Below are 21945 nucleotides of genomic sequence, written 5' to 3' on the forward strand. Positions count from 1 at the left end.
TCAGTACACCCGCGCCTTGGGCGCGATCTTGGCGAGGCTGATGCCGCCCTCGTCTTCGGCGAGCAGCGTTTCGGTGTGTACCGGACGATAGCCGAGCGTGACTTTTCCGGCTTCGTCGACCCAGGAAAGCGTATGCTTGCGCCAGTTCAGGTCGTCGCGGCTGGAGAAATCCTCGCGCGCATGCGCCCCGCGGCTCTCCTTGCGGGCCTCGGCGCCGTAGACGGTCGGGAGCGCATTGGCCATCAGGTTCTCCAGCTCCAGCGTCTCGACCAGATCGGAATTCCAGATCATCGAGCGGTCGAAGACCTTGAGGTCGGGCAGTTCGGCCCAGATGGCAGATATGCGCCGGCAGCCCTGCTCGAGCGTTTCCTGCGTGCGGAAGACGGCGGCGTCTTCCTGCATGGTCTTTTGCATCTTTTCGCGCAGGAACGCGGTGGGCGTTCCCCCGTTTGCATGGCGAATCCGGTCGAAGCGCGACATGATCTTGTCGACCGATTTCTCGTTGATCGCCGGAATTGGCGCGGTGCGGTCGACCACCTGGCCAGCGCGGATCGCCGCCGCCCGGCCGAACACGACGAGATCGATCAGCGAATTGGAGCCGAGCCGGTTTGCGCCGTGCACCGAGGCGCAGCCCGCTTCGCCGACCGCCATCAGCCCCGGCGCGACGGCGTCGGGATTTTCCGGTGTCGGCCGCAGCACCTCGCCCCAATAATTGGTCGGGATGCCGCCCATGTTGTAATGGACGGTCGGCAGCACCGGGATCGGCTCGCGCGTCACGTCGACGCCGGCGAAAATCTTCGCCGATTCCGAAATGCCGGGCAGCCGCTCGTGCAGGACCGCCGGATCGAGGTGGTCGAGGTGCAGGAAGATGTGGTCCTTGTTCTTGCCGACGCCGCGGCCTTCGCGGATTTCCAAGGTCATGCAGCGCGAAACCACGTCGCGCGAGGCGAGATCCTTGGCCGACGGGGCGTAGCGCTCCATGAAGCGCTCGCCCTCGGAATTGACGAGATAGCCGCCTTCGCCGCGGGCGCCCTCAGTGATCAGGCAGCCCGAGCCGTAAATGCCGGTCGGGTGGAACTGCACGAATTCCATGTCCTGCAGCGGCAGCCCAGCGCGCACGATCATGCCGCCGCCATCGCCGGTGCAGGTGTGGGCCGATGTCGCCGAGAAATAGGCGCGGCCGTAGCCGCCGGTCGCCAGCACCACCATCTTGGCGGCGAAACGGTGGATGGTGCCATCGTCGAGGTTCCAGGCGACGACGCCGGTGCAGACGCCGTCGTCGGACATGATCAGGTCGAGCGCGAAATACTCGATGAAGAACTGCGCATTGTGCTTCAGCGACTGGCCGTAGAGCGTGTGCAAAATGGCGTGGCCAGTGCGGTCGGCCGCGGCGCAGGTGCGCTGAACGGGCGGGCCATCGCCGTAATTCATCATGTGGCCGCCGAACGGGCGCTGGTAGATCTTCCCCTCTTCGGTGCGTGAGAAGGGTACGCCGTAATGCTCGAGCTCATAGACCGCGGCGGGCGCCTGGCGCACCATGTACTCCATAGCGTCCACGTCGCCGAGCCAGTCTGAGCCCTTGACGGTGTCGTACATGTGCCACTGCCAGCTGTCCGGACCCATATTGGACAGCGAGGCGGCGATGCCGCCCTGTGCGGCAACCGTGTGCGAGCGCGTCGGGAAAACCTTGGTGATGCAGGCGGTCTTCAGCCCCTGCTCGGCCATGCCGAGTGTGGCGCGCAGTCCGGCGCCGCCGGCGCCGACCACCACAACGTCGAATTTGTGGTCGACGAAAGTGTAAGCTTTGCCGGCTGACGCCGCGCCGTTGCCTGGTCGTTCCTTGGCCACAGGTCAGCCCCCGAATGCAATTTTGAGAATGGAGAACACGCTTGCCGCGCCCACCGCCACGGCAAAGAAGATGTTGAGCATGAGCAGCGTGACCTTCGCGCCCTCGCCGTGAATGTAGTCTTCGATAATGATCTGCATGCCGAGGCGCATGTGGTCGAGGCTGATCAGGATGAACAGCGACGCTGCAAGCGCAATCAGCGGCTGGGCAAGCGCTGCCCGCACTTCGCCGTAGCTGGCGCCGCCGACCGAGAGGATCCAGCCGAGAAGAAACAGCGAAAGCGGTATGAGCGCGATCGAGGTGAGCCGGATGCGCCAGAAATGGCCGGTTCCGTCCTTGGCCGAGCCGAGGCCGCGCACCTTGTTCAGGGGAGTTCGCATATCGGACATCGCTGGCTCCTATGCACCGAGCCAGAGATAGCCGGCCCAGATCAGCACCGTCAGCACGATGGAGCCGGCGAGCGTCGCCCAGGCGAGCTGGGTCGAAGTGTCTTTTTCCAGGCCGGTGCCGGTGTCCCAAATCAGGTGCCGAACCCCGCCGAGCATGTGCAGCATCATCGCCCAGGTATAGCCGACCAGCACTATCAGCCCGACCCATGAACCGAGAACCTGGTTGGCAAGGTTGAAGGCGTTCTCCGACGTCGCCGCCGCGATCAGCCACCAGGCGACAAGCAGCGTACCGAAATAGAGCGCGCCGCCGGTGATCCGGTGAAGGATCGACATCAGCATGGTCGCCGGCCAGCGATAGACCGTAAGATGCGGCGACAAAGGACGCGCATGCGGCCGGGTGGCTGGTGAGTGGCTCATGGCTCCCCTTTCGGCATCTGCGGGATCGCAACCGAATGCGGCATGAGGGCATCGGAATGCGACTTTTCAACCCGGCTTCTAAAGCGCTTTTTGCACCGCGTCAAAGCCGGAAAAGCCGTTTCGGCAAACACCTTTAGTCCTAATCGATTGAAGCTTGCGAAGCCTTATGCTGCGGTGCGTCACGCGCTTCGTATCGTCGCGTTGATGGAGTTTTTCGCCAGGCTGCCCCACGAATCAGCGCACGCAGGTGAGCGGCTCATGGCCGCGGCGCATGAACAGGGCCTCGCGGCCTTCGAGCACGATCGCATCCGAGGCTTCGCCGTAGCGGTTGCGCTGGGTCGCGGGAGACGCCGGGAGGTCGAGGCTTTCCCCTTCCGGACCGACCACCCGAACGGAGGAACCGAAATTTTCCACGGTGACCAGTGCGCCGCCGGCGCAGGTGTAGCTGGCCATGCGCGGCTGAGTTTCAGTTGTGCTTTCGGCCGGCGCGGCCGTCGCTTCCGTCTTCGCCCCACCGGACTGGCACGACGCGACAGCCAATGCACAGGCTGCGGCCAGGAGCGCGCCTGACAACCGGCCGCGGCGAATTCGTTCTTCTACCATGGCGTGCAAGCTACCCGCTTTGCCGCACGAAGATCAATCACCCTCGGCAGCCATGGCGGCCTGGCTACGCGGCCGTTAACCATATTCCTTAATTGGCCCGGCCGGGAATGAGCAAGCTCTTAACAAAGGTTAAGAAAGCGTTAACTTGAGGCGATGGAGGCAAATCACCTCAAGCAATGGAGACGCTTATGCGTTCCGCATCGTTGAGAAGCCTGTTCCTGGCGCTGACATTTGCAGGGCTTGCCTCGACCCCCGTATTGGCCGGCGGTCTTCACGACCACGTCTATGCCGACAGCTTCGGCAATCTGATCATTCATAGCCCTGCCGGCTACAAGCGCATCATCGTCGGCGAAGGCCATCTGGCTAAGGAGCTTTCCGAGTTCACGAGCGCCGGCGAGCCTGAAATCGTCTACCTCGATGAAGACGACCGGGTCGCCGATGTCGGGGAGTGCTATCGCCCGCCATGGCTGATCAAGGGCAGGAGCTACATGTACGGCTTCGACCAGGGCGAGATCCCGTTCCAGGGCGGCCCCTGCCAGTGAGCGCAAGGGCTGGCCCGGCGCCAGCCCTGATTTGGTCATCTTTCTCCCCGCCAATGATGGCAGGCGTTAACGATTGGTGAACCAAGATGAGCCAGGCCGCACTTCAGTCACGCCGGCTGAAGGATCACATAGCCTCCCTTGAGACCATGACGCGCTTCGTGCTGGCCACGCTGGCGCTCGGCAGCGGCGTCTATACCTATCTCGGCGTCCGCAGCCTGCTCGACGGTTCGGCGACCGTGGTGTTCTTCGCGGCGGTCATCTACTCGGTTTCCGTTTCGGTCGCCATGTACGGCTTCTGGACCTACCTGATCCGCTTCCTGCCGGAAATGCGCGACGCCGCCTCGCGGCTGGCGTTGGTCGGCATCATGGCGGTCGGTTCGCTGATGATCGTCGCAATGTCGTCCTGGCTGAACGCGGCGGCGCTTGCCGGCTCGGCGGCCGTGGAACAGCACCTCGCCATCACGCTTGAGGACTACACCGCCGATCTCGACCAGGCGCATGGCAACGCGCTCGGCGCACTGTCGCTGCTCCCCGACATCCAGCGCGCTTCCGAGCGTTTTGCGCGGCTGGCGCAGGACGAACAGAATTCCGGAGCACTTACCGGCACGTCGGGTTCGGGCAGCGTCGTGCAGTTGCTGAGCCAGATGTCGGCGCAGATGAAGGAGCTGGAAGCGACCATTGAGGGTTCGCGCGAGACCATCCAGACCGGATTCCAGCAAGGCCAGAAGCATCTCGCCGCCATGCGCGGTCTTGTTTCGGCGCCCGGCGCGATCGCCGAGCGCTCCGACAGGTTCGCAGCCGAAGCCGTGGCGCTCTCAGGCGTGATCGCTTCGCTGGAACAAACCTCGATCGCGCCCTCGGTCAGCCGCGCCGCCGCCGACCTTTCGGTCGGCTTCATCGCGCCGGTGGCGGATGGAAGCTCAGCCGATCTTGCCGGCCGCCAGGATGCGGTCATGGCGACCATTCGCGGCTCCGTGGAAGCTCAGTCGAAAGCGCTCTCGGATGCGGCCGCTGAAATCCTCGCCCAGCCAAAAGTGGCCGAGCGCCGCTATGTTCCCCTGACCTCGGCCGAAGCCGTGCTGCGCTACGCCTCCGATTTCATCCCGAGTTGGGCCGGCGCCATCTCGATCGACCTGCTGCCCGCCGTTTTGGTCGGCATCATGGTCGTGGTTCATGGCGCCATGCGTCGCGGCGAGGACCGGATGGAAGAGGCCGACCGCATCACCGCCGGCGACATGCTGCGCTCGCTAGACCTGCACGAAACGATGCTTGCCCGCCGCCACGCAGCGATCGCCGAGGAGCCTATAGCCGAACCGCATCCGGCATCGCCGGAGCAAAGGCCCGCCGCGGAAAACGTGACGCCGCTCACCCTGTCCGAACGCAAGCGGATCGACCCATGATACCGGGCGCCACTCCAGCGGCGAATTCCGAAACGCCGCGGCGCAACCTCGTGATGCGCTACTTCGCGCGCTTCGACGATGGCGAGGTCGTCCGCTGGGCATTCCGCGGCCTGCTCATCGGCGCGGTCGGCGTCCTCGCGTTGGATTTGCGCGACCTGGCCGAAACCAATGGCTGGAGCTCTCCCGAAGCTGCGCTGACAGCGCCCGAGCCTGTCCTGCCCCCGGCCGTGCAAACCAATGCTCCAACGCCATCCGCCGATCCCCGCGAATTTGTCACCGCCGACGAGGCCAGGTTGCGCCAGCCGATGGCGTTCACCCTCGGGGCGGGCGGCGTGATGACCGCTGAAGGCAGCATCGAGCCTGGCTCAGCAGCGCGCTTCGCGGCCGAGATCGAGCAACGCGGCGAATACGTGAAGACCGTCTCGCTGAATTCGCCCGGCGGCGCGCTCGACGACGCCATGGCCATGGCCGAGACAGTGCGCGAACTCGGCATCGCAACGGTGGTCGCAGACGGCGCGCTCTGCGCGTCGTCATGTCCGCTGTTCTTCGCCGGCGGCAAGACGCGCAGCGCCGGGGAAAAGGCGGCAATCGGCGTGCATCAGTTCTACGCCGCCACGCTGAGCGAAACCGCGCCCGAGCAGGCTATGGCCGATGCGCAGGCTACGACGGCCCGCATCTCGCGGCATCTCAGCGAAATGGGCATAGATCCGGCTCTCTGGCTGCATGCGCTCGATACGCCGCCGCGGGCGCTCTATTACCTCTCGCCGGACGAGCTTGCCGAATACAAGCTCGTCACAAAGGTTTCCTCCGTAGCGAGCAAATAGCCCTCGGGGTTTCTCAGCCTGCGACGTTGGATAGCCCGCGCTCTTGCGCCTCAAACACCCGGACGCAGTCGCGGCCGCCATTCTTGGCGTCGTAGAGCGCCTCGTCCGCCCTTCGCATGAGGTCTGAAATTCCCTCTCCACTGCGCAGTTCGGCAACGCCGAAGCTCGCGGTGAAGCGCCTGTCGTGCGGCAGGCCCTCGATCGGCAGGCCGGCAAAGGCGCTGCGAGCCCCCTCGGCAAAGAGCCTTGCGCCGGAAAGGTTGGTTCCGGGCAGAGCGATGGCGAATTCCTCGCCGCCGATGCGTCCAGCGATCTGATGGCCGCTTGTGGCGCGTCGTAGAAAGCCCGCAAACGCTTCAATGACGCGGTCGCCGGCCGCGTGCCCGAACGTGTCGTTGACAGCCTTGAAGTGGTCGAGGTCCGAAATCACCATCGTCACCGGCAGGCCCATGCGCGCGGCATCGCGCAGCGCCGCCTCGGCGTGGCGCTCGAAGCCGCCCCGGTTCAGCAGCCCTGACAGCGCATCGGTTTCCGATTTCGCGGTGACGTCGGCGAAGATGTCGCGCACCAGTATGACCAGCATCAGCAGGGCGATGGCCATCGCGAACACAGTTCCCATCGATTGGGAGAACAATGCGTAGTTGGTCTTCAGATAGTCCTGGGCGGTCGCGCCGGTGCCGCCGAATATCTGGAACAGAAATGCCTTGCTCAGAAACTGCAGGGCGCTCGCCGACTGCACCGCCATGAACAGATTGTCGAGCGGACGCCTCGACTTGGCCGACCAGACGATGCCGACGCCGACCGCCTGCATCAGGAAATAGGGCAATTGGTAGAGCAGCATCCGGCTGAATGAATTCCGCGGCATGTCCTGGATCAGATAGCAGGTCGCGATCGAGACAATGAAAACTACGCCCATCAGCCGCCACGGCACGGCAACCTCGTATTTCCGGGCGACGCCGGCGTTGAATACAGCCATGGCTGCGAGGAAGGCCGCAAAGGACGCGACCACGGCGGGCCGGGATGTTCCGAGCGAGGCGATAGCGAATTCGATACCGAAATTCGACATTGCGAGCGCAAAGCCGAACGCCATCCAGCGCGCCGCGTCGTTCTTCTTGTCGTAGACCGCGACCATGAGAAACGCGGCCGCCAGGAGGGCGGCCACCATCATGTTTATCGCCAGAATAAAACCTGCCCCGCTCATTTCGACTGCCTGCTCCGATCGGTTCGGACTCAACCACGATCGAGCCAAAAAGACGTTAACGACGGCGCAGATTCCGCTGCGTCAGTCCGACTGCGGAATGCGCGGACCATTTGACGCACAGCTTGCCGGAGCGGCTTGGAACCGCCGGCCCGGAGTCTTCGTTTCGGATGAGCGACACGGAGAGATTATTATGGCCAAGACGATCATGTTGACCGACCACGAAGCGATCCGCGACTGGGCGGCCGCCCGCGCCGGCGCGCCGGCCATCGTGGATGTCTCTCCGGCGGGCGGTACACAGCCGATGCTGCGGATCGTATTCGGACAGAATGCTTACGAGGACCAGGACCAGGCCGAACGCCCGGTCAATGCCGGCGGGCTTGAACTGGTCGAATGGGACGAATGGTTCAAGCTGTTCGAGGAGAACGAGCTGGCTCTCATCGTTGCGGAGGACATACCGGGTCTGCGCGACGAGTTCCACGAACTGGTGCGGCGCTTCTCGCCCGGCGACTGATCTTTTGGCCGCTCAGGCGAAGCGAATGCCGGCAGGCGCGACCGGCTCCTGTTGCGGGCGTCGATAGGAAATCCGCACGCTGTCACGGCCGTTCCTCTTGGCCTGGTAAAGCGCCTCGTCGGCTTGGCGCAGAAGCGCCGGGAGGGCTCCCTCGCCCGCCGCGACGCCAAAGCTTGCGGTGACCCTTGCCCTCGCTGGCAGCCCGCGTGAACCTTCCTGCGGAAATGAGGTCCTGACGCCTTCGGCGAACATCCGCGCTGCCGCAAGATCGCTTGCCGGAAGCAGCACCGCGAATTCCTCGCCGCCAAGCCGGCCGACAATCCCGCTCTTTCCAGCCGCCAAACGCAACTGCGATGCGAACGCCGCAATGACCTGGTCACCGACGGCATGGCCCAAAGTGTCATTTACAGCCTTGAAATGGTCGAGATCGGCGATCACCAGCGCGGCCGGCAAGCCGCTTTCATGCGACCGGCTCAGCATCGCGGTTGCCCGCTCCTCGAAGCCGCGCCGGTTGAGCAGGCCCGACAGCGGGTCGGTATGCGATTCCGCCTTGAGCGCCTTGAGAACGTCGAGCGCAGCCGCGGTGAACAGGCTGAGCGCGATCAGAAGCGACAGGAGCGCGTGCGACAGGAGTGCAGTGGTCCAGTAGATCGAATCGTGAAGTCCTTCATACGATACGAAGGGCCCGCTCATTTTGAGAGCGATGAGAGTGCGAACGAAGAAATTCAGCGCGGAAAGCAGCGACAGCACGAACAGAATCGCTTCCGTGGGGCCGTTTCCTCGAACCGTGCGCAGTTCCGCCGCCACGACGAGGCTGATGCCGCCGAAGGCAAAATTGATCGCGTAAATCCGCCATGTAAGCTCGGGCTGGACGAAAAGGAACCAGCAAAAGGCGATCATGCCGCCGAGGCCCAGGATGCCGAGCGCGACATACGGCACCTGCCTGCCATAGCGGGCCACGACGGCGCCGGCGAGGCAGATAGCGGCAAGCGTAAAAAACAGGATCGAGAGCAGCTTGGTCAGTTCCTGCCCGACGGGCAGAGTAAAATACTGCAGCAGAAAACCGACCGCGGAGGCGGAATAGGCCAGCACCATCACCGCCAGATAGAGCCTGTGCCGCTGGTGAAGCCACAGCGTAAGGAACGCCGATGCGAGAACAAGGGCAATCCCAGGATTCAGCAGCGCTATGAATAGGCGAGTGTCCAAACCGCTTCCCTGCCCGTCTTCCCCGACGGAATGTCTACCGGCAAGGCGCAAACAAGCGGTTAAGCCCGACCTGCCGCACGGATTTTCACTATGGCAGATCGGGCGACTGTCATAGCGCCGCTATTTCCAGTCGCGGATATCGACGAAGTGACCGGCGATAGCCGCCGCCGCCGCCATGGCCGGCGAGACGAGGTGCGTGCGGCCCTTGAAGCCCTGGCGTCCCTCGAAATTGCGGTTCGAAGTAGAAGCGCAACGTTCGTGCGGCTTGAGGCGGTCGTCGTTCATCGCCAAGCACATCGAGCAGCCCGGTTCGCGCCAATCGAAACCGGCGGCGATGAAGATCTTGTCCAGCCCCTCGGCCTCGGCCTGTTCCTTGACCAGTCCCGATCCCGGCACGATCATGGCGTTGACGCGCGGATTGACCGTCTTGCCTTCGACGACCTTGGCGACCTCGCGCAGATCCTCGATGCGTCCGTTGGTGCAGGAGCCGATGAAGACCCGGTCGAGTTCGATATCGGTGATCTTCGTTCCGGCCGTCAGCCCCATATAGTCAAGCGCGCGCTGCTTCGACGTCCGCTTGTTCTCGTCGGCGATTTCCGCCGGATCGGGCACGACGCCTTGGACCGAGACGACATCCTCCGGCGACGAGCCCCATGACACGATGGGCGGCAGGTTTGCTGCGTCGAGCACCACGACCTTATCGAAATGCGCGCCCTCGTCGGATTTCAGCGTCTTCCAGTATTCGAGCGCCATGTCCCACGCCTTGCCCTTGGGCGCGCGCGGCTTGTCCTTGACATAAGCGTAGGTGGTTTCATCCGGAGCAATCAGTCCGGCGCGGGCGCCGCCTTCGATCGACATGTTGCAGATCGTCATGCGCCCTTCCATCGACAGCGCCCGGATCGCCTCGCCGGCATATTCGATGACATAGCCGGTGCCGCCGGCCGTGCCGATCTCGCCGATGATGGCGAGGATGATGTCCTTGGCGGTGACGCCGGCAGGCAGCTTGCCGTCGACCCGCACCAGCATGTTCTTGGCCTTGCGCTGGATCAGCGTCTGGGTGGCCAGCACATGCTCGACTTCCGACGTGCCGATGCCGTGCGCCAGCGCGCCGAAGGCGCCGTGCGTCGAGGTGTGGCTGTCGCCGCAGACGATCGTCATTCCCGGCAGCGTGAAACCCTGCTCCGGACCGATGATGTGAACGATGCCTTGGCGGCGATCGGTCTCGGAATAATACTCGACGCCGAAATCGGCGGCATTCTTCGCCAGTGCTTCTACCTGGATGCGGCTTTCCTCGTTCTTGATCCCGAGCTTGCGGTCGGGCGAGGTCGGCACATTGTGATCGACGACGGCGAGGGTCTTTTCCGGATGCCGAACGGTACGGCCGGTCAACCGCAGGCCTTCGAAAGCCTGCGGGCTGGTCACTTCGTGGACCAGGTGGCGGTCGATATAGAGCAGGCAGGTACCGTCGTTCTGGCGGTCGACGACATGGTCGTCGAATATCTTGTCGTAGAGGGTGCGCGGTGCGCTCATTTGCGTAAATCCGTCGATGGGGAAGAGAAAAGGACTTCAGCCGAAGCCGTAAGCCGCCGGCCCGAGTGACAGGCTCAGATAAGTCGGCTGGTCAGTGCGCCGGAAATCCGCGCAAAGAACCGCGCCGGCAGGCGCTTCTTGTCCTGCAGCACGAAACCCTTGTAGGCCGGATTTCCGAACAGCTCTTCCATGCCGCGCTCTTATCAATGTTTTGGGAATTGGGCAATTGCCTCAGCCGACGGTGAAACACTGCGATCAATCACGCGGCGCGCACGGGCTAGCGATCGGATGGCTGCACATGCGAAGGATCGTCCGGCTTGGGTTCGACCGGCCGCTGGGCATCCTTGTCGCCCCTCGCCGGGTTGCTGAAATCCGGACCTTTGTTCAGGTCGAACCTGGCCTCGAGCGTTTGCAGCAGGCCCAGGACGATCAAGGCCAGCACCGTGCCGAAGACGGCGATCTGCCAGAGGCCAAGCCCCGCGGCGAGACCGATGGCCCCCGCCAGCCACATTCCGGCGCCCGTCGTCAGCCCGTGCACCTCGCCGCGCGCGAACAGGATCGTTCCGGCGGCGAGAAAGGCCACTCCCGCGGTTACCGCCTCGACCGCGCGGATCGGATCGAGCCGGACGGCGTTGCCGACGAACACCGGCGCGTGGACGATTTCAATGGTCAGGATGGCGAACGTTGCCGCCGCGACGCAAACCAGAATATGTGTTCTCAACCCTGCCGGCCTGCGTCGCCATTCGCGCTCGAAGCCGATGACCGCGCCGAACGCCGTCGCCAGCAGCAGCCGTGCCGCGATCACCGGAAACGGCGTAAATGTCCGGTGGCCGAATTCTTGCAGAAGCTGCTCCATGAAGCCCTCAAGCGACATGGCAGTAACGTGCCGGCTGGAAGGCGGTTCCCGCAGCCTGGCTACAGGATCTCGAATACGAACGCCTGCACCAGCACTTCCAGCTCGGCCACCGCGAAGGCGCGGAAAGGCGGGCTCTCCTCGACCGGCCGCCAGCGACCCGCCTTTTCCAATGCCGAGAATTGCTCGCGGAATTTTCCGCTCTGCAAAACAGTGTCGCGAACAGTGAAGATCGCATGGCCGCCGGGCCGGGTTATCCGCACCAGTTCGTCGAGGCTCGACGCCGGGGCGTGACCTTCGGTGAAGACGCCGGTCGAGAAGAACGCGGCGAAATGGTTGTCCCGCCATGGCAGCGTCTCACCGAGCGTCGCGCGCCGAAGTTCTCTATACGCGCCGCGCGCGGCGGCAAGGGCCAGCATCTCTTCGGAAAAATCGAGCCCATCGATATTCGTGTAGCCCAGCGCCCGCAGATAGGGGCCGGACAGGCCGGTGCCGCAACCGGCATCGAGCAGCGCGCCGGCGTCCCGAGGGACGTAGCGCGCAACCCAGCTTGCGATCATGAAGGGCAGGCAGTAACCGGAGGCAGCGGTCTCTCGGTCATAGGCGTTCGACCAGGCCGCATAGGCCTGCGCCAGTTCGTCCGCATTCCGCGCCGCATAGACCTGTTCAAGCGCCGATTTGTCGTGATCGGCGGTCATGCGGTGCGTCCCCTTCGCAGGCGCTGCTCCAGCCCTCGCAGCCCGAGCGAAAGGCCCACCGTCAGCACGAGATAGATATAGGCGACTATGGAGTAGGTCTCGAAGAAGCGGAAAGAACCGGATGCGTAGACTTTTCCCATCTGGGTAATGTCGGCGACGCCAAGCACCGAGACCAGCGAACTATCCTTGACCATGGCGATGAAATCATTGCCGTAGGGCGGCAGGATGGTGCGGAAAGCCTGCGGCCAGATGATATGGCGGAAGCGCCGGTAGCGCGACAGGCCGAGCGCCTTGGCCGCCTCGATCTGGCCTGCATCGACGGCCTGGATGCCGGCGCGGAAAATTTCGGCGATGAAGGATGAATAGGCGATGGTGAGCGCGATGATCGCGCGCCACATCAGCGAAACGTCGCGCACCTGCATCGGCTCGGTTATTCCGGCAGCCTGCAGCGGATAGGAAAGCCAGTTCCAGAGGACAACGAAGCCCGGCGCGCCGACGAAGGCGATCCAGAACAACAGCACCAGGATCGGAATGCCGCGGATAATCTCGACGTAGAAGCGCGCGGTCTGGCGCAGCCAGACCGAACCGGACAGGCCGAGAAGCGCTATCGCGAGGCCAAGCGCGGAAGCGAGCGTATAGCCGACCAGCGTGACGAACACCGTTACACCGATGCCCTTGGCGACGATGGAAAACACTTGCGAATAGAGATCGCTGGCCGCGACGAACAGCGCCGCCGCGACGGCAAGCGCCCCGGCGGCAGCCAGCCACCAGGGGAATTCCTTCTCAGGCTTGGCGGAAGGGGGCATCAGTCAGGACTGCGCGGCATCGGCGTGTGCGGCCGTTCTCGCCCGTTGCGAAGCAGCAAATCCCGGCAGCCATGTATCCTCAAAGGACCGGGCTCACTGCCCCATCTTGTAGTCGAGGAACCACTTCTTGTTGAGCGCGTCGATTGTGCCGTCTTCCTTCATCGCCGCGATCGCTGCATTGACCGGCGCGACTAGGTCGGAACCTTTGGCGAAGATGAAGCCGAAATCCTCGGTGCCGAGCGGCCCACTGATCACCTTGAGCTTGCGTTCCGACGCCTCGACATAGCCGTTGGCCGCAACACCGTCGGTCAGCACCAGATCGACGTCGCCCGATTTCAGCGCCTGCACGGACGCGCCGAAGGTCTCGAACAGCTTGATGCGCGGGTTCTGCTCGTTGCCGTCCAGCACCTCGTAGACTGCGACATAGAACGGCGTCGTGCCTGCCTGCGTGGCGATCAGGCCGTCGGTCATCGCCGCGAAGCTTTTTGGGTCGGTGAAGCGGTCCTCGTCGGCGCGCACCAGCATGCGCATTTCCGAACGCATATACGGATCGGAGAAGTCGACCTTCTCCTTGCGCTCGTCCTTGATGGTGATGCCGGTCATGCCGATCTGGTACTGGCCGTCGGAGACCGCCTGGATCATCGCGTCCCACGAGGTGTTCTGGTATTCGACCTTGAAGTTCAGCCGCTTGGCGATCTCGTTCATCGCATCATATTCCCAGCCGATCTGCTCTCCGGTCTTGGGATCGACGAACTGCAGCGGCGGATAGGCATTCTCGGTGACAACAACAACATTCTTCCCGCCGAGATCGGGCAATGCCTGGGCGAAAGCCAAGGCCGGCATCAGAAGCAAGGCCAGCAATCCGGCCAGAGAGAGTTTGGAGGTCATGTTTTGCTCCCAAGCTTTGCGGAAACAGAATTGGTTTGGCGGAGTTTAGCCGCCGCCCTGCGGCAAACAAGCCATGCAGCCGGCTATTTTGCGGGGCGCCGCAGATCCAGCACCAGCAATTCCTCGTCGAGAAAGCGGCCGTCCACGCATAACGCATCCCGCTCAAGACCGTAGGGCTGAAAACCGAGCGAGTGATAGAGCCGGCGCGCGGCGACATTTTCGGCTGTCACGGTGCATTGAAGCATCACGCCCAGCGCTTGCGCATGGGAGATGACTTTTTCGACAAGCTTTCGCCCCAGCTTGGCCGCTCGCCAATCAGGCGCGACATAGACCGCCACCATCGTGCCCTTGTGCCGCGTCTTCTCCCGGGTGTTCTGGATGTAGGTCGCCATGCCGACGAGCCTTTCGCCCACGAAAGCGCCAAACGTCGCGCTCGGGGCCTCCGGCACGGCGCGCCTCACCATCTCCTCATCGGACAGTGCTTCCTCCTCCACGACGCTCGCGCCGAAGGATTCCTGGCTGTCGCGCAGGGCCTCCAGCCTCAGCGCGCGATACTGACCGGCATCGGCTTCGACCAGCGGCCTGATAACGATATCGGAAGGCAGCGTGATCACGCCCGATTACCTCTTCGTCGCGCCGATCGAAAACGACATCGGGATTTTCGGCATTCCTTCGGGAAGCACGAACTGATCCTCTCCGGCCTCGACCACGAAGGGAAACGCCTTCCAGACGACGATATCGTGCTCGCGCAGAAAGTCGATCGACAGTCCGGCGCCGATCAGCGCGTTGACAATGTCGGAGAGCGGATGGATCCATTCATAGCAGCGCGTGCTCGTCAGCGCCCGCGCGTCGCCCGTATAGGTCTGGGCCTGGTCGAAGACCAGAGGCTCTGTCATAGGCGTGCGCCAGCCGAACTCCAATTCCAGCCTGCCTTCGCGCGCCTCGAACTGGTTCATCGCCGGATGCCCCTCCAGCAGATAGAGCTTGCCGTTGGGCCGCAGCAGCGCCGCAACGACCCGGGCCCAGGCAAAGATGTCGTCGAGCCAGTTGATCGCGCCCCAGGTGACGAACACCATATCGTAGGTCTGGCCGAGCGCCTCGGCGGCATCGAACACCGACGCCTCGACAAAGCGAACACCGGCGCCGGCTTTGGCGGCGAACCCGCGCGCCGCATCGATCGCCTTCGGCGAAAAGTCGAGCCCGGTAACGCTCTTCGCGCCGAGATGCTTCAGGCTGATCGTGTCGAGCCCGATATGGCATTGCAGATGGACGATATCCTTGCCGGAAAGATCGCCGATCTCGCCGGCTTCCAGCGCGTGCAGCGAGGAGCCGCCGGCCAGCACTTTGGCTATACGGTAGCTGCCGGTGGTGTCGCTCGAATGCAGTTCGGCGCGATTGTCCCAGTTGCGCAAATTCGCGGCTAAAAACTCGTTCATCTCTCTCCCCCAACAAAAAAGGCGGCCGAAGCCGCCTTTGAAGCATTTCCGCCAGACTTATTCGGCGGCGGTCTCGGCCGGCTTTTCGGCTTCCGCGGCGGCTGCTGCCTCGGCGGCGGCTTTCTTTTCAGCGGCCTCCTGGGCGGCCTTCTCGGCTGCCAGAGCCTCGGCGGCGGCGATCTTCTCGGCCTCGATGCGCGCCTTTTCGGCGTTCAGCGCATCGCGCTCGGCATCGTTGAGCTTGCGGGCGCGAACGCCGGTGTTTTCCGAAATGCGGGCCGACTTGCCGCGGCGATCACGCAGATAATAGAGCTTGGCGCGGCGAACCTTGCCGCGGCGGACGATTTCGACGCCTTCGACCATCGGCGAATACACGGGGAACACGCGCTCCACGCCTTCGCCATAGGAGATCTTGCGCACGGTGAAGCTTTCCTGGAAGCCGGCGCCTGAACGCGCGATCACCACGCCTTCATATGCCTGCACGCGGGTGCGGGTACCTTCGGTCACGCGCACCTGTACGCGCACCGTGTCGCCTGGCTGGAATTCGGGAAGCGTGCGTTTCGCTTCGATTTTCGCGGCCTGTTCGGCCTCGAGCTGACGGATGATGTCCATCGCCATTACCTCTTCTTGGTTCTCAACAGCCAGAGCGCCCGGCGCTCGCCTTGCAGTCCCATCGACCGCTCGGCTATGCCCTTCCTCCAGACGGAAGCGAGGCAGGGGCGAATTCACCGTCCTTGTTGACGGGTCCCGGTCGAAAGTTGCCGGTTGGGCTGCGCGCATACACGCTTCCTGCGCGTTTGTCACCTCTCGCCCATGTCTTTTTTGCCGCATGGACGCAATGCGGGCGGTCGGCCTGTTCCGGCTTTCTGCTATTTCACCAAAGGCTGATTCTTCGCCGCGAGCAGATCGGGGCGACGCGCCCTGGTCAGCCGCTCGGCCTGCTCGCGCCGCCAGGCCGCGATCTTCGCGTGATTGCCGGACGTCAGCACTTCGGGGATCGCCCGGCCCTCGAACTCCTGCGGCCTCGTATAGTGCGGATGCTCGAGCAGTCCGTTCTCGAAGCTCTCCTCGTCACCGGAAACCTCATTGCCCATGACGCCCGGCAGCAGCCGCACCACCGCGTCGAGCAATACAAGCGCCGCCGGTTCGCCGCCGGACAGGATGAAGTCGCCGATCGATATTTCCTCCAGCGCGCGCGCGTCGATGATGCGCTGATCGACACCTTCGAATCGTCCGCACAGGATCACCGCTCCCGGCCCGGCCGCGAGTTCGCGCACCCGCTCCTGCGTCAGCGGCTTTCCGCGCGGGCTCATCAGGATGCGCGGGCGCGGATCGCCCTTGGGCGATACGTGGTCGATCGCCCTGGCGAGAATGTCGGCGCGCATCACCATGCCCGCACCGCCGCCGGCCGGCGTGTCGTCCACCGTCCGGTGCCGGTCGGTGGCGAAGTCGCGTATCTGCACGGCTTCGAGCGACCAGGTTCCGGCTTCCACCGCCCGGCCGGCAAGCGACAGGCCGAGGTGGCCGGGAAACATTTCGGGGTGGAGGGTCAGCACCGTCGCGCGAAAACTCACCGGTTGCCTCCCGCGTTTCCAGGCCCGCGCGGTTGCTTTCCCGGATCGAAATCTTCGTCGTCCGGTTCTTCATCCTCGCTTTCGACCAGCCCGGCGGCGATGGTGTCAACGCCGACGAAGCGTCCTTCGATGTCGACGACCGGCACGGCTGCCTGCGTGAATGGGATCAGAACCTGCTTCCTCCCGCCTAGCGTAAGCTCCAGAATGTCGCCACCACCGAAATTCTGCACCGCCGCTACCTTGCCGATCTCCGCGCCCGTCTCGTCCCTCACCGCCAGGCCGACCAGGTCCGCATGATAATATTCGCTGTCGTCGCCCTCGTCGGGCAGGGCGGAGCGATCGACGAAAAGCTCCGTGCCGGTCAGCGCCTCGGCCGCATTGCGGTCCCTGACCTCCTTGAAGCGCACCACGACTACGGTGTTTGCCGGCCTGATATCGACGATCTCGAAGGATCGCCCATCCCTAGCAAAAAGCGGTCCGTAATCGCCCAGCGCCAGCGGGTCGGCGGTGAACGCCTTGACGCGCAACTCGCCCTTGATGCCGTGCGGCGCGCCGATGACGGCCATCTGGACGGGCTTCTTGAGCTTGGACATTTTCATTCCCTACTCGCCGCACCACTGCATTTCAATCGCAGCATTCTTCACCGCTTGCTAACCTTACCGCATCAGCATGCGTCGAATCGCCGGAAGCTCGCCATGCAGGAATTTCTCATCTCGGCCAAGCCAGACCTCCAGGCGGCGCGCGAAGCCTGGTTGAAGATGCTCGCCAGGGAGCGGCGACTGTCGGCGCTGACGGTCGAGGCCTATGAACGCGACACAAGGCAGTTCTTCCAGTTCCTGACGGGACATTGCGCAGGTCCGCCCGGCATAGCGGACATCAGCGACCTCCGGCCGACCGACCTGCGGGCCTTCATGGCATCACGGCGCTCGGGCGGCGTCGGCCCGCGCACCCTCGGACGCGGGCTCGCCGCCATCCGCTCATTCCTGCGCTTCCTCGAACGCCGCGGCCTGGTGAACGCCGCGGGGGCGGCGGCTCTTCGCGCGCCGAGGCAGCCGAAATCGCTGCCCAAGCCGCTGACGGCGTCGGATGCAAGACGCGTCGTATCGAGCGGCGAGCAATTGGCGGAAGAACCCTGGATCGCCGCCCGCAACGCGGCCGTGCTGACCCTGCTCTACGGGTCCGGCCTGCGCATCTCCGAGGCGCTCGGCCTTTGCGGCGGCGAACTTTCGGGCGAAGGCGACACGGTGCTTCGCATCACCGGAAAGGGCGGGAAGACCCGGCTGGTTCCGGTGCTGCCGATCGCCCTACAGGCGGTGGCGGAGTATCGCAGGCTGTGCCCCTACGATTTCGATCCGAAGGCGCTGCTATTTCGCGGTGCGCGCGGCCGCCCGCTGAACCCGGCTATCGTCCAGCGCGAAATGCAAAAATTGCGCGGCGCGCTAAACCTGCCCGACACGGCGACGCCGCATGCGCTGCGCCACTCCTTCGCCACGCATCTGCTCGGCAGGGGCGGCGATCTCCGCACCATCCAGGAGTTGCTGGGACATGCCAGCCTGTCGACCACGCAGGTCTATACCGGCGTCGACACTGCGCGCCTGCTGGAGGTCTACGAAGCCGCCCACCCCCGCGCATAGCCCATATCATCGATTGGACAATTTTAGAGCGCCGGTTAACCGTTTCGCCTCTATTTGTGGCTAACGATGCACCGATGAAACGCGTGATCGCCCTTGCCGACCGAAGCTCACTGCCGGCCTTGAAGCTGCTTGCCGCGGCCAATGTGCTGTTCCTGATCTCTTTCGCGGTCATGCTCGCACTCGCGACCGGCGAAGCTCGCGGCGAAATTCCAGCCTGCAAGGGCGTCGACATGCTTGCCGCCATCGAGCGGGACGACCCGGCGCTATTGGCCAGGATCAGGGAGGAGGCCGCGGCCACGCCGAATGGCGATTCGCTGCTGTGGAAACTGGAGAAAGCGGGCCAGGAGCCATCGTTCCTGTTCGGCACGATGCACATGACCGACCCGCGCGTCACCAGCCTTACGCCTGCCGCCGAACGGGCTTTCGACGCGGCGCAGACCGTGGTGATCGAGACGACCGAAGTCCTCGACCCGGCAAAAATGCTCGCCGGCATGATGAAGAAGCCCGAACTGACCATGTTCACCGACGGCACGACGCTCGCATCGCATATGTCGCCGGAAGACGCCGAAGCGGTCGAGAAGGCGCTCGACGAGCGCGGCATTCCGCCGACCACCGTCGCCAAGATGAAGCCGTGGATGCTGTCGGCGATGCTGGCGCTTCCCGCCTGCGAACTGGCGCGCAAGGCGGCCGGCGCGCCGGTCCTCGACGTCAAGCTGGCGGAAGATGCGAAGGCGACCGGCAAGAGGCTTGAGGGTCTCGAAACAGTGGCCGACCAGCTCGAAGCCATGGCGTCGCTGCCGATCGAGTTCCACATGCAGGGCCTGATCGACACGCTGAAGCTTGGCGACAAGACCGACGACGTGATCGAAACCATGATCGTGCTTTATCAGAGCGGCCAGACCGGCATGTACTGGCCGTTGTTCCGGGCCGTTCTGCCGGGCAGCGATGGGGATGAAGCAGGCTACGCCGCTTTCGAGGAAACCATGGTCACGGCGCGCAACCGGAACATGGCGGAGAAAGCCGCCCCGATTCTCGACGAGGGCAATGCCTTCATCGCGGTGGGCGCGCTGCATCTTCCCGGCCCCAACGGGTTGGTCGAATTGCTGCGCAAGGAAGGCTATGCCGTTTCCGCCGTGCACTGACACGCGTTCACGCAAAGCGTGATTTGTCCCCTGCGCCACTTCTGGTAGTCTTCATCTGTCCAATCGATTGCGAAGGATGACGATCATGACAAAATCGCTCCTGCTGGCCGCTGTTCTCGGCCTCTCGACTTCCGGGGCTTTCGCTTGCGAATTCCAAAGATCGGCCAAGGTCGACAAGACGGTCGTTGCAAGCGTCGCGACGACCGCGTCAGAGCAACCAATGTCGACGCCCGCACCGGTAGTCGTGCCGGAGCAGCCGGCCGCCGAGGAAGAGGCCGAGTAGCGCATACCGGCCGCCTTACCTACATTTCGCTATGAACCGACACCCGGATTCCGGGTGTCTTTTGGCGGTTTCCCATCGAAATGAAACCGAATCGGCCATTGCGCGTTGTCCCGTCAGCTTAACCAGACGGAGTACCGACTATGGCCGACCCATCACGCATACCGGATCCGCGCGTGAACGATCCGGACAACCCGTCTACGCCCGTCGGAGCCGATCCGCTAAGCTCCGATCCGCGGCTCAATCCAGCCAATTCACAAGATCCGCGCGTCGTCGACAACCGCAATGTCGTCCAGTCCAGAGGCGCCGGTAGCGGCGTCCTGATTGCCGCCGTGGTGCTTGTACTCGCCGTGATCGCCTATTTCGTCTTCGCACCGGGCACCGATACTGCCGTGACGCCGACAGGTGACGCGGTTACAACCGAACCCGCAACGCCGGCGCCTGATGCGACTGCTCCTGCGACGCCTGCTCCGGACGCAACCGCTCCTGCGCCTGACGCAAGTGCCCCGGCAACGCCGGCTCCTGATGCGACCGCTCCGGCTGAACCGGCTCCGGCGCCTGCCGAGCCTGCTCCAGCCCCCGCGCCTGCGCAGTAATAGTTGGAACAAAAAAACGGCCCGCTTTCGAGCGGGCCGTTTTGCGGTGCGTGCACGCCGGGTCGGGCAAGGAAGACTCTCACATATGGATCGGCTTGGAGAAGGTGGCGAGCGCCGCCTCCTTGACCGCTTCCGACATGGTCGGATGGGCGTGGCAGGTACGGGCCAGATCCTCGGACGAGCCCCCGAATTCCATCAGAACGGCGGCTTCGTGGATCATCTCGCCGGCGCCGAAGCCGACTATGTGAACGCCGAGCACCCGGTCGCTCGCCTTGTCGGCGAGGACTTTCACGAAACCGTCGGTATGCAGACTGGCCCGTGCCCGGCCGTTTGCGCTGAACGGGAATTTTCCCGCTTTGTACTCGATCCCGGCCTTCTTCAGCTCTTCCTCGGTCTTGCCGACCGCCGCGATTTCGGGGGTCGTATAGACGACGCCCGGGATCGCATCGTAATTCACATGCCCGGCCTGCCCAGCGATGATCTCGGCCACCGCCACGCCCTCTTCCTCCGCCTTGTGGGCGAGCATCGGACCGGCGATGACGTCGCCGATCGCGTAGATGCCGGCGACATTGGTCCTCAAATGCCCATCGGTCTTGACCCGGCCGCCCTCGTCGAGTTCGACGCCTGCGTCGGCCAGCCCGAGCCCATCCGTATAGGGCCGGCGTCCTGTGGAGATCAGCACGACATCCGCCTCGATCGTTTCCGCATCGCCGCCCTTAACCGGCTCGAATGTCACCGAAGCGCCCTTCTTCGTCTTCGCGACGGCCGTGACTTTCGAGCTTAGCTTTATGTCGAAACCCTGCTTGGCCAGCATACGCTGGAACTGCTTTGCGACTTCGCCGTCCATGCCGCCGAGGATGGTGTCGAGATATTCCACTACGGTCACCTTGGCGCCGAGCCGCGCCCAGACCGAGCCGAGTTCGAGCCCGATGACGCCGCCGCCAACTACCACCAGATGGCCGGGCACTTTTGCGAACTCCAGGGCGCCGGTCGACGAAACGATCACCTTCTCGTCGAAACCGACCTTGACGCCCGGAATGCCGGCAGCGTCGGACCCCGTGGCGATGACGATGTTCTTCGTCTCGATCTCTTCGGTCTTGCCGTCCTCGCCGACGATCGCGACCTTGCCTGCGCCGAGCACCTTGCCCGTCCCCCGGAACACGTCGATCTTGTTCTTCTTCATCAGGAAATCGAGGCCCTTGACGTTCTGCTCGACCGTCTGGTCCTTGTGGGCCAGCATGTTCTTCAAATTGAGCTTCGGCGTGCCGACTTCCACGCCCAGCGCCGCGAAGGAATGTCCGGCCTCCACGAACATCTCGGACGCATGCAGCAGGGCCTTGGATGGAATGCAGCCGACGTTGACACAGGTGCCGCCATGGGTAGGGCGCTTTTCAACCACCGCGGTCTTGAGGCCGAGTTGCGCCGCCTTGATCGCGCAGACATAGCCCCCCGGGCCGGTTCCAATCACCACGACATCGTAAGCCATTTTCCATCCTTATACGGTTTGAGCGGCCTCGCCCGCTCACTGAAATTATGATCCGGCGTGGCGGTTTGCCACGGCGGAGCCCC

Annotated in this window: 25 protein-coding genes; 8 read left to right on the forward strand and 17 right to left on the reverse strand. The window is 63.9% G+C overall.

Annotation, left to right across the window (positions count from 1 at the left end; genetic code table 11):
- The 4 genes from sdhA to G6N73_RS01450 all read right to left on the reverse strand — a co-directional run bounded on the left by sdhA (position 1) and on the right by G6N73_RS01450 (position 3255).
- A complete protein-coding gene (sdhA, locus tag G6N73_RS01435) occupies positions 1 to 1848 on the reverse strand; it encodes a succinate dehydrogenase flavoprotein subunit (protein ID WP_165022221.1) in 1848 nt (615 codons plus the stop codon).
- A gap of 3 nt (positions 1849 to 1851) precedes the next feature.
- Positions 1852 to 2235 (reverse strand): succinate dehydrogenase, hydrophobic membrane anchor protein, encoded by a 384-nt coding sequence (gene sdhD / locus G6N73_RS01440; protein ID WP_165022224.1) that lies wholly within the window; start codon positions 2233 to 2235, stop codon positions 1852 to 1854.
- A 9-nt stretch (positions 2236 to 2244) separates the two neighbouring features.
- Positions 2245 to 2652: a succinate dehydrogenase, cytochrome b556 subunit gene (sdhC, locus tag G6N73_RS01445; protein ID WP_165022227.1), complete on the reverse strand. Its 408-nt coding sequence runs from the start codon at positions 2650 to 2652 to the stop codon at positions 2245 to 2247.
- Positions 2653 to 2886: 234 nt separating this feature from the next.
- Positions 2887 to 3255: a hypothetical protein gene (locus tag G6N73_RS01450; RefSeq protein WP_165022230.1), complete on the reverse strand. Its 369-nt coding sequence runs from the start codon at positions 3253 to 3255 to the stop codon at positions 2887 to 2889.
- 188 nt (positions 3256 to 3443) lie between these two features.
- On the opposite strand from G6N73_RS01450, the gene G6N73_RS01455 reads away from it, so the two are divergent.
- The 3 genes from G6N73_RS01455 to G6N73_RS01465 all read left to right on the forward strand — a co-directional run bounded on the left by G6N73_RS01455 (position 3444) and on the right by G6N73_RS01465 (position 6021).
- Positions 3444 to 3797 (forward strand): hypothetical protein, encoded by a 354-nt coding sequence (locus tag G6N73_RS01455; protein WP_165022233.1) that lies wholly within the window; start codon positions 3444 to 3446, stop codon positions 3795 to 3797.
- Between the two features lie 86 nt (positions 3798 to 3883).
- A complete protein-coding gene (locus G6N73_RS01460) occupies positions 3884 to 5197 on the forward strand; it encodes a hypothetical protein (RefSeq protein WP_165022237.1) in 1314 nt (437 codons plus the stop codon).
- Positions 5194 to 6021, forward strand: a complete 828-nt coding sequence (locus tag G6N73_RS01465; protein WP_246251559.1) for a COG3904 family protein — start codon at positions 5194 to 5196, stop codon at positions 6019 to 6021. The genes G6N73_RS01460 and G6N73_RS01465 overlap by 4 nt, the downstream gene beginning before the upstream one ends.
- Positions 6022 to 6034: 13 nt before the next feature.
- On the opposite strand, the gene G6N73_RS01470 is transcribed toward G6N73_RS01465, so the two are convergent.
- Positions 6035 to 7222 carry a GGDEF domain-containing protein gene (locus tag G6N73_RS01470; RefSeq protein ID WP_165022240.1) on the reverse strand — a complete coding sequence of 396 codons (1188 nt, stop codon included), beginning with the start codon at positions 7220 to 7222 and terminating at the stop codon, positions 6035 to 6037.
- A 190-nt stretch (positions 7223 to 7412) separates the two neighbouring features.
- Between G6N73_RS01470 and G6N73_RS01475 the strand changes: the two genes are divergently transcribed.
- Positions 7413 to 7733, forward strand: a complete 321-nt coding sequence (locus tag G6N73_RS01475; protein ID WP_165022243.1) for a hypothetical protein — start codon at positions 7413 to 7415, stop codon at positions 7731 to 7733.
- 12 nt (positions 7734 to 7745) lie between these two features.
- Here the strand turns inward: G6N73_RS01475 and G6N73_RS01480 are convergent, their stop codons facing one another.
- The 11 genes from G6N73_RS01480 to rimM all read right to left on the reverse strand — a co-directional run bounded on the left by G6N73_RS01480 (position 7746) and on the right by rimM (position 17317).
- Positions 7746 to 8939 carry a GGDEF domain-containing protein gene (locus tag G6N73_RS01480; RefSeq protein ID WP_165022246.1) on the reverse strand — a complete coding sequence of 398 codons (1194 nt, stop codon included), beginning with the start codon at positions 8937 to 8939 and terminating at the stop codon, positions 7746 to 7748.
- Positions 8940 to 9059: 120 nt separating this feature from the next.
- Positions 9060 to 10469: a 3-isopropylmalate dehydratase large subunit gene (gene leuC, locus G6N73_RS01485; RefSeq protein ID WP_165022249.1), complete on the reverse strand. Its 1410-nt coding sequence runs from the start codon at positions 10467 to 10469 to the stop codon at positions 9060 to 9062.
- A gap of 277 nt (positions 10470 to 10746) precedes the next feature.
- Positions 10747 to 11325: an MgtC/SapB family protein gene (locus tag G6N73_RS01490; RefSeq protein ID WP_165022251.1), complete on the reverse strand. Its 579-nt coding sequence runs from the start codon at positions 11323 to 11325 to the stop codon at positions 10747 to 10749.
- A 59-nt stretch (positions 11326 to 11384) separates the two neighbouring features.
- Positions 11385 to 12020 carry a class I SAM-dependent DNA methyltransferase gene (locus tag G6N73_RS01495; protein ID WP_165022253.1) on the reverse strand — a complete coding sequence of 212 codons (636 nt, stop codon included), beginning with the start codon at positions 12018 to 12020 and terminating at the stop codon, positions 11385 to 11387.
- Positions 12017 to 12826, reverse strand: a complete 810-nt coding sequence (locus G6N73_RS01500) for an amino acid ABC transporter permease (RefSeq protein ID WP_165022256.1) — start codon at positions 12824 to 12826, stop codon at positions 12017 to 12019. The genes G6N73_RS01495 and G6N73_RS01500 overlap by 4 nt, the downstream gene beginning before the upstream one ends.
- Positions 12827 to 12919: 93 nt before the next feature.
- Positions 12920 to 13714, reverse strand: coding sequence for a transporter substrate-binding domain-containing protein (locus G6N73_RS01505; RefSeq protein WP_165022258.1), 795 nt, complete (start codon positions 13712 to 13714; stop codon positions 12920 to 12922).
- A gap of 83 nt (positions 13715 to 13797) precedes the next feature.
- Positions 13798 to 14328, reverse strand: a complete 531-nt coding sequence (locus G6N73_RS01510) for a GNAT family N-acetyltransferase (RefSeq protein WP_165022262.1) — start codon at positions 14326 to 14328, stop codon at positions 13798 to 13800.
- A 6-nt stretch (positions 14329 to 14334) separates the two neighbouring features.
- Complete coding sequence (locus G6N73_RS01515; RefSeq protein ID WP_165022265.1) at positions 14335 to 15150, reverse strand: class I SAM-dependent methyltransferase; 816 nt, start codon at positions 15148 to 15150, stop codon at positions 14335 to 14337.
- A 57-nt stretch (positions 15151 to 15207) separates the two neighbouring features.
- A complete protein-coding gene (gene rplS, locus G6N73_RS01520; protein WP_165022786.1) occupies positions 15208 to 15762 on the reverse strand; it encodes a 50S ribosomal protein L19 in 555 nt (184 codons plus the stop codon).
- Between the two features lie 257 nt (positions 15763 to 16019).
- Positions 16020 to 16724, reverse strand: coding sequence for a tRNA (guanosine(37)-N1)-methyltransferase TrmD (gene trmD / locus G6N73_RS01525; RefSeq protein WP_165022268.1), 705 nt, complete (start codon positions 16722 to 16724; stop codon positions 16020 to 16022).
- On the reverse strand, positions 16721 to 17317 hold the full coding sequence (gene rimM, locus G6N73_RS01530) for a ribosome maturation factor RimM (protein WP_165022271.1): 597 nt from the start codon (positions 17315 to 17317) through the stop codon (positions 16721 to 16723). The genes trmD and rimM overlap by 4 nt, the downstream gene beginning before the upstream one ends.
- A 102-nt stretch (positions 17318 to 17419) precedes the next feature.
- On the opposite strand from rimM, the gene G6N73_RS01535 reads away from it, so the two are divergent.
- The 4 genes from G6N73_RS01535 (at position 17420) to G6N73_RS36270 (ending at position 20376) form a co-directional block, all read left to right on the forward strand.
- The gene (locus G6N73_RS01535) at positions 17420 to 18358 is read left to right on the forward strand and encodes a tyrosine recombinase XerC (RefSeq protein ID WP_165022274.1); all 939 of its coding nucleotides are present in this window, start codon (positions 17420 to 17422) and stop codon (positions 18356 to 18358) included.
- A gap of 74 nt (positions 18359 to 18432) precedes the next feature.
- Positions 18433 to 19500 carry a TraB/GumN family protein gene (locus G6N73_RS01540; RefSeq protein WP_165022279.1) on the forward strand — a complete coding sequence of 356 codons (1068 nt, stop codon included), beginning with the start codon at positions 18433 to 18435 and terminating at the stop codon, positions 19498 to 19500.
- Positions 19501 to 19585: 85 nt separating this feature from the next.
- Positions 19586 to 19783: a hypothetical protein gene (locus G6N73_RS01545; protein WP_165022282.1), complete on the forward strand. Its 198-nt coding sequence runs from the start codon at positions 19586 to 19588 to the stop codon at positions 19781 to 19783.
- A 140-nt stretch (positions 19784 to 19923) separates the two neighbouring features.
- The gene (locus G6N73_RS36270; RefSeq protein ID WP_206078590.1) at positions 19924 to 20376 is read left to right on the forward strand and encodes a hypothetical protein; all 453 of its coding nucleotides are present in this window, start codon (positions 19924 to 19926) and stop codon (positions 20374 to 20376) included.
- A gap of 79 nt (positions 20377 to 20455) precedes the next feature.
- Here G6N73_RS36270 and lpdA read toward each other — a convergent pair whose 3' ends face one another.
- On the reverse strand, positions 20456 to 21862 hold the full coding sequence (lpdA, locus tag G6N73_RS01555; RefSeq protein WP_165022286.1) for a dihydrolipoyl dehydrogenase: 1407 nt from the start codon (positions 21860 to 21862) through the stop codon (positions 20456 to 20458).
- Positions 21863 to 21945: the final 83 nt, after the last annotated feature.

Origin of the sequence: Allomesorhizobium camelthorni, from assembly GCF_011045125.1 — a bacterium.
GTDB lineage: Bacteria > Pseudomonadota > Alphaproteobacteria > Rhizobiales > Rhizobiaceae > Allomesorhizobium > Allomesorhizobium camelthorni.